This window comes from Acinetobacter cumulans (assembly GCF_003024525.3).
Lineage (GTDB): Bacteria > Pseudomonadota > Gammaproteobacteria > Pseudomonadales > Moraxellaceae > Acinetobacter > Acinetobacter cumulans.
This window is the reverse complement of sequence record NZ_CP035934.2, coordinates 1,479,690-1,492,973: the sequence shown is the minus strand read 5'-3', so window position 1 is coordinate 1,492,973 and position 13,284 is coordinate 1,479,690. Positions and strand designations below refer to the sequence as shown.

Below are 13,284 nucleotides of genomic sequence, written 5' to 3'. Positions count from 1 at the left end.
TTTAATCCTTCTTTTTTTCAACAGCGAAGTACTTGCACAATCGAACTCATTGATTCAATACCGCCTTTTTCCCGTACCCCCCGCACGGGAGCAACATCCCAATAATCACGGCCAATTGCGACATAAATATGCGCATTTGGTTTAAACAATTGATTACTAATATCAAAACAATACCATGCATTGTCTATAAATGCTTCAGCCCATGCATGACTGGCCAGATGTGCTGTTTGTGGTACATATAAATACCCCGATACATAACGTGCTGGGATACCCAAATACTTACACATTGCAATAAACACATGACTATGGTCCTGACAAACGCCTTCACCATGCAAAAAAGCTTCTAATGCTGTGGTATGTACTGAGGTTCTTGCAGGTGTGTACGGAATACACTGTAAAATTGCCTCAGCCAAAGCCACTAAGTTTTGATGTGTCGGAGTTGGAACATACTGATGTGCGAAACACTGCATTTCCGTATTGCACAAGGTACGATCTGTCGGCTGTAAAAACATAGCAGGTGAGATATGTGCCAAATCTACACCCAAACTATTATTTACATTCAACTCCACAATTCCCTGCGCCATAATCGTCAATTGGCTATAAGGTTCGTATTGTGAGCTGGTCAACCAAATATTTTCAAATGCATCGTGTTTCGCAATAGACTGACCAGGCACACTCACCGCCCAATGATGTACCTTTTGATGGACATTACTGGGTGGTGTCATACGAATATATTGAATGCTCCGATTTACATCCGCAGAATAACTATAATGCGTTTGATGATTCACCATGAATTTCATGTATCAGCCTCAAATATCCGTTGAATCGAGTCATAAAAATGAAAAAAATGCGTGTTATTAGGAACTTGCTGCAATTGTGCCCATGTTTGTTCTAAATCAGACCAACCTAAGTGCTCCAATGAGCTCACAATATGACCAACCTTCGCTAAAGTCGTTGTTTCATCTTGTTGTAAACGTAACTGTCGATCGAGTTCCTCTATACCTTGCCCCAAACTAAAAAATAGAAAAATAGTTTCAGATTCAGTTTCTAAAATATCTTGGCATTCAGATGCCACATCACAAATATAGCCTCGATTTTCATTGGCATTTTTTATCAACAAACTTAATTCTGCATAATTCACTGCACTTAGCACTGCGCGTAAATCTTGAATATTGTTTTTTGCACATTCAAACTGATAAGAAAATGAGGCCACCTGTGTTGGATCTAACAATAGCTCATTTAACTCAATTGCATCCTCAGCATTTAAAGCAAATGCATGTGCATACTGCGCTGCTTCTTCGTCTACTTGAAAAGGAAATTGAGCACATAAGTACTGTATACGTGTTAAATATCGCCCCAACCAAAAAATATTTTGTACATTACTTTTTAACAAAATCATCTCATTTTCCTTTTATTGGTATAAGGCATCACACATGTAGGTTATCCACCACCCAAGTATCCTTAATCCCTCCACCCTGAGATGAATTGACCACCAATGAACCCGCTTGCATGGCTACACGCGTCAAACCACCAGGCACAATTTCTGTGCGATAAGGTGAACTCAGCACAAAAGGACGTAAATCAATGTGTCTTTCTGCAGCCCCATGCGCAGTCAGCGTTGGGCACACAGATAAATCCAAAGTAGGCTGTGCAATATATAAATGTGGCGTAAGGCTTATTTTCTTTCTAAATTCATGAATTTGCTGTTCAGACGCTTGGGGCCCAATTAACATGCCGTATCCACCAGAACCTTGTGCTTCTTTTACCACCAATTGTTCTAAATGACTCAACACATAATCTAAATCTGCTGCTTCACGGCATTGGTAAGTGGGCACATTTTTTAAAATGGCTTGCTCACCTAGATAGAACTGAATCATTTTATCTACATACGGATAAATTGATTTATCATCTGCCACACCAGTACCCGGTGCATTGGCAATCACAACATTATGTTGATGATAAGCCGACATTAAACCTGCAACACCCAAGGTACTGTCTGGTCTAAACGTTAATGGATCCAAAAACGCATCATCTAAACGACGATAGATCACATCTACCCGTTGACGACCTTTAATGGTTTTGACATAGACCACGTCATTTTCTACAAATAAATCCGCAGAAGTTACTAACGGTACATCCATTTCACGTGCCAAGAAAGCATGTTCATAATAGGCACTGTTATAGCGACCTGGCGTTAAAATCACGATAAATGGATGATCACAATAAGCATTTTCTTCAAGTATTTGTCTGAGCAAGCTTGGATATTGCTCTATGCCCAAAATATTGCTCTTTGCACATAAATCGGGCATGAGTTTTTGGCTTATTTTGCGTGACTCCAACATATATGACACACCTGATGGTGTACGTAAGTTATCTTCAAGCACATAAAACTCACCATGACGATCACGGATAATATCAACACCACTAATCTGGCTATAGACCTGACCTTTTAAATGGTGCTGTACCATTTGAGGCAAATATGCCTCATGCGACAACACTTGTAACTCAGGAACAATACCCGCCTTTAAAATTTCTTGTTGATGATAGATATCATGTAAAAATAAATTGAGTGCACGAACACGTTGAGCACAACCAGTGGCTACGGTATTCCATTGTTTCTTCGCAATCACACGTGGAATTAAGTCATAAGGGATTGTACGTTCGGTCCCCTCAGCCTCACCATAAACATTAAAGGTAATACCTTCATATAAAAAATGTTCTTTTGCACGTTGGTTTAATGCTTTTAATTCATCTAAATTATGCTGCGATAGCCAATGTTCTATGTTTTGGCATGCTTCACCCGAGATCAATCGATCATCACGCATTTCATTAAAAAAATTTGACTTCAAATGTTCAAACAACGCATAGGACTGTGCTGTCGCTGTATTTCTACTCATGGTAGATACAGATGATGCATACGCCTCTAAGGATGTACTGGAAGCTGTATCGTGTATATTTTCTTTCAACATACCAACCTCTTCTCTTTGTAATCTATTGTAAGCAAATCAAAGCAATAAGCATGCCAGCTGTATAAATTACCACCTTGTCTTACATTTATTGATCATTTCCAACATGTACACAAGACTAAAATTGCGCCATCTTGTTTCAAATTGTGCTGTTTTTTTTAAGTCAAAGACTTGCGAAATAAATCCAGTTTTTTTATTGTGTATTTTGGCGTTGCCCATCTCACTACTAGATTAGTTATTGTCTACATTATGTCCTCACAAGAAAAAGAAACATCCAACAGTCTCTATCGCCAATGGCAAATTTTGTCGCGATTACCCACAGGAAAGTGGATTGGGACACGTGAATTGCAAGAAAGCTTGGTACGCGAAGGTATCGATATTAGTTTGCGCACCATTCAGCGTGATTTAAACCAAATTGCCCAGCGCTTTCCAATTGAAAGTAGCAAAACATCGCCTCAGGGCTGGCGTTGGCGGGCTGATGCACCTATTCAAAGCTTGCCACACATGACCAGTTCTCAGGCTGTAACTTTTATGATGGTTGAGGAACATCTTAAACATTTACTGCCGCCTAGCCTCATAGAGGAAATGAATCCTTGGTTTGATTTGGCTCGCCGAAGTCTTTCCACCCAAAACAGTGTGCGCCAATGGATCAACCGTGTTCGTATTGTGCCGGCCAATCAGCCTCTTATACCGCCAACTGTAGATAAAACATCACAACAAACGATTTATGAAGGCTTACTCCAAGACAAGCAATTAGAATGTGTATATCAAGGCCGTGGTTTACAAAGCGAGGAAAAGACCTACATCTTAAATCCACTGGCATTGGTTCAAAAAGGTGCAATCATTTATTTAGTGTGCACCCGACATGACAAAACCGACATCCAAACATTCGCTTTGCACCGCTTTAAATCTGCGCAAGTGCTTAATTCACGTGCATTGCATCCAGTCAATTTTGATATAGATGCTTATATAGAATCTGGTGCATTGGGCTTTAGGGTTGATTTTAATCAACCTACTGAGAATATCGAGCTTCGCCTCACTGTTACAGAACAAGATGCAGGCTACTTTGAAGAATCTCAGCTCAGTAGAGACCAAACCATACAAAAACTAGATAATGGACAGATTTTAATTACTGCAACTGTACCCTATACCTCGCAATTGGTTTGGTGGTTACGTAGCTTTGGAAAACGTATTCAAAATATTGAACCCGAATATGTTTTACATGCAGTACAACAAATCAATGAACCTTAAAACGCTAAAAAAATCCAAATACTGTATTCAAGCTAAGCTTTGAATGAGGCGGTATGGCCAAGCTTATCTAGCCATTTTACAAGCATAAGGCTGCATAGAAAAAAGTCCCAAAACTGGGACTGATAATTTCTTAAAATGTTATTGTCATTCTTAGCGTTGATTGGCTGATTGAAATACCGTATTCAGTTGCTTTCCCCACTGCATACGGTATTGGTAAGTTAAAGTCAGTTTAGAGATCTTGATTAGCATAAGCATGCTAGATCTGCATTGTTAAAACGGATCGATTTTTTAGTCATCTTTATTGCTCCTTTTGCTGGGGTAAAATCAATTTATCTAAAAAATCTTAGTGGGTGAAATCATAAGAATTGCTTTGTATAGCAGATCAAAACCTAAACAATTTTTCAGAAAAACTTAGTCCACTCTTTGCAAATAACCATGCGTATAGCTCATGAATTTCGCATATTAATTTGCACAGAACTACATTCAATCAACAAACTAAAACTTGAGAATTGCTAACAAAATCGGCACATTAAAAGCTTAATGCAGTCTATGGATAAATTTTTATATGCCAAGCCCAACACAATCTATACGACATAAACTGCTCAATACATTTTTTTCACGCCATTCTATTTGGTTCTTGTGTATTTTTATTTGTTTGCTGGTCACGTCATTCCATATTGGCTATGAGCCTCGCTATATTTATTATTTTGTTCCCAAAACCTTGCTCAATAGTGTTTGGGTTATCACGGCAATCTTAAGTTTGATTGGTTTGTATGACGTGCTTCAAAATAAACACTCCATCTTAAAAAATTACCCAATCATGGGGCATTTTCGTTTTTTATTTGAAGAGTTCCGTCCTGAAATTCGCCAATATTTTATTGAAGCTGATCAAGATGCCCTTCCTTTCTCTCGCATGCAACGTAGCTTGGTTTACCAACGTGCAAAAAATGAAAATGCAGATAAACCCTTTGGTTCTATTTTAGATGTTTATCAGGATAATTATCGCTTCATTACCCATTCACTCAGCCCATGTAAACCTGCAAATCCTGCAGACTTTAGAATCAGCATTGGTGGGCCACAATGTACTCAACCTTATAGTGCATCAATTTTAAACATTTCAGCCATGAGCTTCGGAAGTTTAAGTGCTAATGCCATTCGTGCACTCAACAAAGGTGCACAGATGGGACAGTTTTACCATGACACTGGTGAAGGTAGCATTAGCCCATATCATTTAGAACATGGAGGCGATATTGTTTGGGAACTAGGAAGTGGCTATTTTGGTTGTCGCACACTAGATGGTCAATTTGACCCTGTTCGTTTTGCAGAACAAGCCAAACTTCCTCAAGTCAAAATGATTGAAATTAAGCTGTCTCAGGGCGCTAAACCTGGTCACGGTGGCATTTTGCCTAAAGATAAAATTTCTGCTGAAATTGCTCAAATCCGTGGTGTTAGTCGCGATCATGATTGCGTATCGCCGTCAAGCCATCCTGCTTTTAGTACCCCCCTCGAATTGATGCATTTTATTCAACAATTACGAGAGCTTTCCAATGGTAAACCTGTAGGCTTTAAACTTTGCCTCGGCCAACCTTGGCAATTCATGGGTATTGTTAAAGCCATGCTTCAAACCCAAATTTTGCCAGATTTTATTGTGGTCGATGGCTCTGAAGGTGGCACTGGCGCAGCCCCTGTCGAGCTAATTAACTATATGGGTACACCGCTACGAGAAGGTCTACTCTTTGTACACAACAGCTTAGTGGGTGCTGGTTTACGCGATAAAATTAAAATTGGCGCCAGCGGTAAAATCATTAGCGCTTTTGATATTTCCAGCACAATGGCGATTGGCGCTGATTGGGTCAATTCTGCTCGTGGCTTTATGTTTGCCGTTGGTTGTATACAAGCGCAAAGTTGCCACACCAACCAATGCCCTGTAGGCGTTGCCACGCAAGACCCAGACCGCCAAAAAGCGATTCATGTACCCACCAAAGCAGAACGGGTCTATAACTTTCATAAAAACACCCTGCATGGCTTGTCTGAAATGTTAGCCTCAGCCGGCTTAAGCCACCCTGCGGATTTAAAGGCACATCATTTAGCGCAGCGCATTAACGATCGTGAAATTAAAAACTATGCCCAGCTCCATTTTTGGCTAAAAGAGGGTGAACTTCTACACTGTGAGAATAAAGATCAAGAAAATTTTTATTATCGCATGTGGAATATGGCAAGCGCCGAGCGTTTTTAAACAACTGAATGAACATAAAAAAAGTAGCATATTGCTACTTTTTTTATGTTTTTGATCAACAAAAACTCAAGGCTAAACCTGCAACTTAGTAATAACTTTTACTGCTATTTGCATTTAAAAAAGCAGGAATTAAACCTGTTAGCGCAGCGCGAATATCTGCACGCTCGTTAATTAACTGATGAGAGCCTTCTTCTAACATGAGTAGCGTTTGTAAACGGAACTTTCGGCGAATAAACTCAATATTGTAACGCCAGTCAACCGTCTGATCCTGCGCACCTTGTGCTAACCACACTGGAATGCGACATGCTGGACGATCTTCCATTTCCTGCATCCACTTCGACATTGCTAAAATCCAATCCATACCCATCATACGTGGCTGTAGTGGATCTTTTAGGCGTACAAAGCGTAAAAACTCAGGATTATGGTTATTGCGGCGAAAATGACGAGGCACTTCACGCTTAATACGGCGAATAATGCCCAAACCAACCGAATTGTGCCACCAAGCAGTTTTGGCTGGACGAATTAGTGGCGATAACAACAATACGCGATCTACATACGGGTTTTCACGACGCTCAGCAAAGGCAAGCAAGTGATGCAACCAAATTGCGCCACCCGTGCTTTGACCAATGCCTAACCATGGCTGAGGCAATTGCGAAGCATGTTTTACATAACGGTATACGGCGTCTAATACGGCTTGGTAATGATCAAAATTTTGAATACTCGCAGGTGAGCCATTGCTTAAACCATGCCCAGGTAAGTCATAGGTCAAAATACTGTAGCCTTGCTCAAGTATTTCTCGAATTATCGGTTGATAAATACCGCTATGCTCTAAATAGCCATGCAATAAAAATACCGTCCCCTTACTCTGTTGACCTTGTTCTAATTTGGGTTGAAAGACCTGTACATGTAGCTTAAACAAAGGCATTTCAATTGCACCTTGCCAATGCTCACAATTCAAAGCATCTAAACCATACAAACGACGATAAGCTTGAATTTCCAAAGTCGGCGTATAAGGCCGATTTAAATTTAATTGTTCTAATAACAGAGGCGTAGTTTCACGGCTCGGTATAGGCAACTCTAATTGCTTTAAAATTGCAGGATTTAAAAAAGGTATATCAGACATTAAGGTACCTCCCTGCATTCTGTACCTACCCACATGTCGCGCATTGTCGCCAACATTTCATAATTGGCACGGCGACTATGGTCATAATTTTTTTCACTTGGGCGCCATCGGGTTAAATGCGTTGGCATTGGCGCTTCTATAGCGATTGTTTCAATGCCATTGAGTGCAAATAAACGTCGAGTTCTTGGCATGTGATAACGATCTGTAATGAGCATTACTGTAGGTGCACCACCTTTTTTCTGCAAGAGCAAAGAGCTAAAACGTGTGTTTTCACAGGTATTCATACTACGGTCTTCAAGCAATTTGGCTTCTACACCACGCTCAGCCAACCAACGTTGCATATAAGGTGCTTCTACACCACTCAGTACAATTGGCAATTTATACCGCTGTTCTACTGTGAGCGTTTTTTCTAAACGTAAGCGTGTATAGTCATTTACAACAATATCTTTACCATTTTTATCGAGTGTTAAACCACCACCTAACACCACAATTGCATAAGGTTCAGACAAGTGCGTTGGCTTTGCTTGTGTGGCTTTTTTCTCATTTTCATTTTGGTTCTGAATCAGGGCAATATCTTTAAATATTTCATCATCCACAGGCTCTGAAGCAGCCATTTCAACAGGATGTGTTTTTAAAAACTTAATATAATATTGCATCTGTTCATCATCAAGTTTTGCATTGAAGTCAAAAACATTTGCCACTGTCGCTTCAGATGCACTACTTGCCTCTGCTTGATCAACCACAGGCGCCAATAATGGGACCTGAGGGCGATTTTTCTCTTCAACTTCTTTTTGAATGTCTTCTTCGATATTTTTTTGCAGTGCTTTATAACGTGCCTGTACCAACATCAAATCTTGTGCATTTTTAGTTTGGATCGCTTCTTCCATCACTTTTAAATACGCTTGACGTGCAATCCACATATCTGAGCCTGGCTCATAGCTTTCGTGGTCACTTAAAGAAGCCATTTTTTGACTTTTGGCAGCCACCTCATTCACTTCTACAGGTACAAAATAATTCAGCGCACGTACGATCAAGCTAGAATAAAAAGGCGTATAAATAAAAACGATCAGACAGCCGAAAAGCGCAAATAGTAAAGCGACTATTTGCACCAAACGGACTATCCATGGCGTTTTTTTCATTTTTTAGTCCTGATGTGAACGGATTAAACCTTGCTGACTAAACAACACAGGTTCGGGTTCTAAGTCAATTCCAAACTGATGATATACATCATTTTGCACAGCTTGATAGGTACGGCGTACATCGTGCAAAGTTGCATCAGCATAATTTACCAGCACCAAAGCTTGCTTATGAAACATTCCTACAACACCTAACTTTTTGCCTTTCCAACCCGCTTGATCAATTAGCCAGCCTGCTGCAATTTTGACCTGCCCATTCGCTTGAGGATAATGCGGTAAGTTAGGATGTTTTATTGCAATTGCTTCATAATCCTGCTGAGAAATGACTGGGTTTTTAAAAAAACTACCCACATTTGGAAATTCTTTAGGATCTGGTAATTTAGCCTGTCGAATATGAATCACCTGACGTTGTAAATTTTCAGCGGTGAGCTCATCACCTACTGCTGCTTTTAAATCACCATACTGTAATTTCAGTTCTGGTGTTTTCAACAGCTTAAATTGAACCGCACAGATAATGTAACGGTTTGGATCGTCTTTAAATACACTATGACGGTATGCAAAATCACAGTCTGCCGATGCAATACATGTAAATTTTTTCTGATTACGATCATAGACTTCAACCGTATCAATAAATTCACCTGCTTCAACACCATAAGCACCAATATTTTGTACAGGTGCCGCGCCTACAAGCCCAGGGATCAAAGCCAAATTTTGTAAGCCATACAACTGCTGTGTCGTCGTCCATAACACAAAGTCATGCCATACCTGACCAGCACCCACACACAACGTGCGGGTATGCTCATCTTCTGCGAGAGTTTCAATCCCCATTATGTGCATGTGCAATACCAAAGCATTGATGTGCTCTGGCAGGAGCATATTACTGCCCCCTGAAAGTATAAATACATTCAGTTGCTCTGCCTCTGCAAAAGCCAATGCTTCTAACAGGTCTTGTTTTGAAGACACTTGAACATAATGAGAAGCAATCGAATTTAAATTGAGCGTATTAAAAGGCTTAAGTTGTACTTGAGTCTGGATATGCATATCGAATCTTAAACCTTAATATTTTAATTTTTTCTGAAGAACCTGAATCCAGGCACGACTGCTGGATTCACACTGGTCAAGTACCAACTCAAAACCATTTGCACCACCATAATACGGATCTGGAACAGCTTGTTCAAAAAAGTCAGGATCATGCTGACTCATGAGTGCAATATCAGCACGTAAGGCATTTGCACCAAATTCTTGCTGTGCTTGGATCTTTAAAGCTTGAATATTCGCTAAGTTTTCATAATCCATGGCAAGAATCAAATCGAATTCTACAAAATCTTGAGTTTTAAGCTGACGTGCACGTAAGGCAGACAAATCATAGCCACGCTTTTTAGCATGTTGCTGGCTTCTAGAATCTGGTGCCTTACCAGGATGGTAATTGCTGGTACCTGCAGAATCAATTGCAACATTCAAGTTCGCTTCATCACATAAGTGCCTGAACACAGCTTCAGCCGTAGGAGAGCGGCAAATATTACCTAGACAAACACATAACACCTGATAGGGCGTTTGGGATGACATAAGAACCTCAATGTTACTTTTATTTCAAGCATCTTATGTTAAGTTATTTAAAGGATGAATCCTATATCAACCCTCAACAATAATGCGCATTTAGATATAAAAATTAAGGATAAAGTCATGAGCCAATTTCAGTTTCAAACGGTGAGTAATATTATTTCGGGGTTGGGTTCAATTCTTGAGCTTAAAAATCTGCTCAATGACTTTAAACCGAAGCGCGTATTAATTGTGACTGATCCAGGTATGTTGCTTCATCAGTTGCATTTACCCATTGTCGAAATATTGGAAACGCTTAAACAAGACTATGTAATTTATGCCAATGTACAAGCAGATCCTCCTGAGCATTTGGTTCTCGATGCAGTACAATTTGCGCAAAATGAAAAAATTGATCTCGTACTTGGCTTTGGCGGCGGTAGTTCTTTAGATGTGGCTAAAGTGATTGCGATCTTAGCGCACCCTCAACAGCATCAAACTATTCAAGACCTATACGGTGTAGGCAATGCCAAGCGACCACGCCTGCCTCTGATCTTAGTTCCAACCACGGCAGGAACCGGTTCAGAAGTTACTCCTATTTCTATCGTCACCACAGGTGAAACCACCAAAACTGGCATTGTTTCGCCTGTGTTATATGCAGATGTCGCTATTTTGGATGCTCACTTTACGCAAAATTTACCTGCTTCAATTACAGCTGCCACAGGTATAGATGCTATGGTGCATGCCATCGAAGCTTACACTTCTAAAATAAAGAAAAATCCTTATGCAGATATGTTGGCCAAGCAAGCGCTTCGCTTATTAAATAAAAATCTTCCGTTGGTACTCAACGATGGAAATAATCTTGAAGCACGACAAAACATGCTGGTTGGCTCAATGCTCGCTGGACAAGCATTTGCGAATGCACCCGTAGGTGCAGTACATGCCTTAGCCTATCCGCTTGGTGGGCATTTTCACATTTCACATGGACATAGCAATGCTTTAGTACTGACTGAAGTTCTAAAATTTAACGCACCAGAAGCCAAAGGCCATTACGCAGAGCTTATGCAATGGCTTGACCCTTATAGCACTGGATGTACAGCAGGCTTATGTGATTTATTTATTGATCACATGCAAAACCATCTAGATCAGAGTGGTCTAACGCTTAAATTGCAACAGCTCGATATTCCACATACCAAATTAACTGAGTTGGCTACAGATGCTATGTTGCAAACTCGCCTCCTGCAAAACAACCCACGCCCCTTACAACAACAGGATGCTCTACAGATTTACAACGCAATTTACGCTTAAATAATAATTTATGACTGTCTAGCTGTGATGAATTCGACATTCCTACACTTTTACTGTTTATTAAATCAGTGAAATGGTGATTTATTTATACATTCGAATTCAACACATTAGATGTTGATTAAAAATCAATCACCAAAAACCATATTGTTTTTAAACACTTTTTATTACTTTTATATTTTAAAATAGCTTCATTTACATTGTAATTTTTCTTATTTATTAAGCTTTTTCATGTATTAACTGCATACACTTATATCTAAAACCACTTCAGGATTTGAATTGGTATGACGCAATACAGACTAAGGAAAAGCAAATGAATCATATTAAAAAATCAGCATTATTGGTCGCACTATGTGGTGCAATGCCTTTGGTTCATGCCTCTACATCTGATGGAAAAACATGGGCTGTTTCAGCAGGTTGGTTGCACATCATGCCTCAAAGTAGCGCGCAAGGTGTTTCAGGAAGTACAACAGATAAAACACCTATTTTAGGCGCTCAACAGGCCTCCTCTCCAAATGCTGGCTTTGAAGTACAAAATGCGGATACTGCTGGCTTAATGCTTGATTACTTTGTTAATGACAATGTTTCTCTCGAACTAGTTTTAGGTGCACCGCCAAAAATGGATTTATCTGGTAAAGGTGAAATTAGCCTCCCAGTTGTTGGATCAGTCGCAAACTTAGAGCAATTTAATAAAATTGCAACAACAGATGCATATACCCCAACCTTCACTGCACGCTATCACTTTGGCTCAATTAATAACCGTATTCGGCCTTATGTGGGCGCAGGTGTAATGTACGCACATTTCAGCAATGTAAAAGCAGATCCTGCCATCAATACAGAACTACAGACGCATAATCCGCTTGTAGGTGGTTTACTTAAACCTGAATTAGGCAAAATTAAAGTCGATGATGCTTTTGCACCCGTTGCTACGGTAGGTGTTGATGTGAATTTGACTAAAAATTGGTTTGGTACGGCGTCTGTCAGCTATGCTCATCTCTCGACAGATGCAAAACTTAATGTCATTGGTAATAGCAACACAGGTGACCGTGACACGGTGTTACTTGGATCAAGTAAAATTGAAATCAATCCAGTTGTCACCTACTTAGGCCTTGGCTATCGTTTCTAACTCAAAAATACAGAAAAAATTATTGTTTTAATTTTTAAGCTTTCATTTTGCCATAGCCATTCAAATTGCTTGAATGGCTTTTTTTTACTTGAATAAACTGGCATAGCAAAGTAAAAACACATGATGCTTGATAACAATACCGACCCAAATGAAACCAACGATCAGACAACGCAATCAATATCGCTTTATATTTCCTATTCAAACCCGCTGGGCAGATAACGACTTGTACGGGCATGTCAATAACGTTACCTATTATAGTTACTTTGACACAGCAGCCAATGCCTTATTAATTCAAAAAGCAGGCTTTAATATTCACCACTCTCCCATCATAGGTCTAGTGGTGAGCTCTTCTTGCAACTTTATGCAAGAACTCAGTTACCCTGAGATTATTGAAGTCGGTGTTGCCATTCAAAAAATTGGAAATTCCTCTTTAAGCTATGACTTGGCAATTTTTAAACAAGGACAAAATCACGCCGCTGCACAAGGTAATTTTGTACATGTTTTTGTTGAACGTGAATATAAAAAAAGCACCCCGATTCCACCAGAAATGCGAGATGCCTTAAAACATTATCTAATTGATTTAATTAATGAAGAATAATGTATTC

The 13,284-nt window shown here is 39.7% G+C and carries 12 protein-coding genes; 5 read left to right on the top strand and 7 right to left on the bottom strand.

The features are described 5' to 3' along the window. Nucleotides 1-17: 17 nt before the first annotated feature. Genes C9E88_RS07050 through C9E88_RS07040 form a run of 3 tightly spaced genes read right to left on the bottom strand, consistent with a single transcriptional unit; the run spans nucleotide 18 to nucleotide 2,969 of the window. Nucleotides 18-800, bottom strand: coding sequence for a transglutaminase family protein (locus C9E88_RS07050; protein WP_106984896.1), 783 nt, complete (start codon nucleotides 798-800; stop codon nucleotides 18-20). Next, nucleotides 797-1,399, bottom strand: a complete 603-nt coding sequence (locus C9E88_RS07045) for a hypothetical protein (protein ID WP_106984897.1) — start codon at nucleotides 1,397-1,399, stop codon at nucleotides 797-799. The genes C9E88_RS07050 and C9E88_RS07045 overlap by 4 nt, the downstream gene beginning before the upstream one ends. A gap of 28 nt (nucleotides 1,400-1,427) precedes the next feature. Beyond that, on the bottom strand, nucleotides 1,428-2,969 hold the full coding sequence (locus tag C9E88_RS07040; RefSeq protein ID WP_106984898.1) for a circularly permuted type 2 ATP-grasp protein: 1,542 nt from the start codon (nucleotides 2,967-2,969) through the stop codon (nucleotides 1,428-1,430). Between the two features lie 246 nt (nucleotides 2,970-3,215). Here C9E88_RS07040 and C9E88_RS07035 point away from each other — a divergent pair, with 246 nt between their 5' ends. Both C9E88_RS07035 and C9E88_RS07030 read left to right on the top strand, forming a co-directional pair. Then, the gene (locus C9E88_RS07035) at nucleotides 3,216-4,217 is read left to right on the top strand and encodes a helix-turn-helix transcriptional regulator (RefSeq protein WP_106984899.1); all 1,002 of its coding nucleotides are present in this window, start codon (nucleotides 3,216-3,218) and stop codon (nucleotides 4,215-4,217) included. A 565-nt stretch (nucleotides 4,218-4,782) separates the two neighbouring features. Next, complete coding sequence (locus tag C9E88_RS07030) at nucleotides 4,783-6,453, top strand: FMN-binding glutamate synthase family protein (protein ID WP_106984900.1); 1,671 nt, start codon at nucleotides 4,783-4,785, stop codon at nucleotides 6,451-6,453. Between the two features lie 85 nt (nucleotides 6,454-6,538). On the opposite strand, the gene C9E88_RS07025 is transcribed toward C9E88_RS07030, so the two are convergent. Genes C9E88_RS07025 through C9E88_RS07010 form a run of 4 tightly spaced genes read right to left on the bottom strand, consistent with a single transcriptional unit; the run spans nucleotide 6,539 to nucleotide 10,278 of the window. Continuing rightward, a complete protein-coding gene (locus tag C9E88_RS07025) occupies nucleotides 6,539-7,576 on the bottom strand; it encodes an alpha/beta hydrolase (protein ID WP_106984901.1) in 1,038 nt (345 codons plus the stop codon). Beyond that, entirely contained in the window at nucleotides 7,576-8,715 is a 1,140-nt protein-coding gene (locus C9E88_RS07020) for a YdcF family protein (RefSeq protein ID WP_106984902.1), read from the bottom strand. The genes C9E88_RS07025 and C9E88_RS07020 overlap by 1 nt, the downstream gene beginning before the upstream one ends. 3 nt (nucleotides 8,716-8,718) lie before the next feature. After that, complete coding sequence (gene murB, locus C9E88_RS07015) at nucleotides 8,719-9,753, bottom strand: UDP-N-acetylmuramate dehydrogenase (RefSeq protein ID WP_106984903.1); 1,035 nt, start codon at nucleotides 9,751-9,753, stop codon at nucleotides 8,719-8,721. Between the two features lie 15 nt (nucleotides 9,754-9,768). After that, a complete protein-coding gene (locus C9E88_RS07010) occupies nucleotides 9,769-10,278 on the bottom strand; it encodes a low molecular weight protein-tyrosine-phosphatase (RefSeq protein ID WP_106984904.1) in 510 nt (169 codons plus the stop codon). Nucleotides 10,279-10,395: 117 nt separating this feature from the next. Between C9E88_RS07010 and C9E88_RS07005 the strand changes: the two genes are divergently transcribed. From C9E88_RS07005 to C9E88_RS06995, 3 genes are all read left to right on the top strand, one after another. Next, complete coding sequence (locus C9E88_RS07005) at nucleotides 10,396-11,556, top strand: iron-containing alcohol dehydrogenase (protein ID WP_106984905.1); 1,161 nt, start codon at nucleotides 10,396-10,398, stop codon at nucleotides 11,554-11,556. 310 nt (nucleotides 11,557-11,866) lie between these two features. Continuing rightward, nucleotides 11,867-12,679: an OmpW/AlkL family protein gene (locus tag C9E88_RS07000; protein WP_106984906.1), complete on the top strand. Its 813-nt coding sequence runs from the start codon at nucleotides 11,867-11,869 to the stop codon at nucleotides 12,677-12,679. A 148-nt stretch (nucleotides 12,680-12,827) separates the two neighbouring features. Beyond that, nucleotides 12,828-13,277 (top strand): acyl-CoA thioesterase, encoded by a 450-nt coding sequence (locus C9E88_RS06995; protein ID WP_106984907.1) that lies wholly within the window; start codon nucleotides 12,828-12,830, stop codon nucleotides 13,275-13,277. Nucleotides 13,278-13,284: the final 7 nt, after the last annotated feature.

Coding starts and splice junctions, on each gene's coding strand:
- C9E88_RS07050 (WP_106984896.1), bottom strand. CDS start 800: ATGAAATTCATGGTGAATCATCAAACGCATTATAGTTATTCTGCGGAT.
- C9E88_RS07045 (WP_106984897.1), bottom strand. CDS start 1,399: ATGATTTTGTTAAAAAGTAATGTACAAAATATTTTTTGGTTGGGGCGA.
- C9E88_RS07040 (WP_106984898.1), bottom strand. CDS start 2,969: ATGTTGAAAGAAAATATACACGATACAGCTTCCAGTACATCCTTAGAG.
- C9E88_RS07035 (WP_106984899.1), top strand. CDS start 3,216: ATGTCCTCACAAGAAAAAGAAACATCCAACAGTCTCTATCGCCAATGG.
- C9E88_RS07030 (WP_106984900.1), top strand. CDS start 4,783: ATGCCAAGCCCAACACAATCTATACGACATAAACTGCTCAATACATTT.
- C9E88_RS07025 (WP_106984901.1), bottom strand. CDS start 7,576: ATGTCTGATATACCTTTTTTAAATCCTGCAATTTTAAAGCAATTAGAG.
- C9E88_RS07020 (WP_106984902.1), bottom strand. CDS start 8,715: ATGAAAAAAACGCCATGGATAGTCCGTTTGGTGCAAATAGTCGCTTTA.
- murB (WP_106984903.1), bottom strand. CDS start 9,753: ATGCATATCCAGACTCAAGTACAACTTAAGCCTTTTAATACGCTCAAT.
- C9E88_RS07010 (WP_106984904.1), bottom strand. CDS start 10,278: ATGTCATCCCAAACGCCCTATCAGGTGTTATGTGTTTGTCTAGGTAAT.
- C9E88_RS07005 (WP_106984905.1), top strand. CDS start 10,396: ATGAGCCAATTTCAGTTTCAAACGGTGAGTAATATTATTTCGGGGTTG.
- C9E88_RS07000 (WP_106984906.1), top strand. CDS start 11,867: ATGAATCATATTAAAAAATCAGCATTATTGGTCGCACTATGTGGTGCA.
- C9E88_RS06995 (WP_106984907.1), top strand. CDS start 12,828: ATGAAACCAACGATCAGACAACGCAATCAATATCGCTTTATATTTCCT.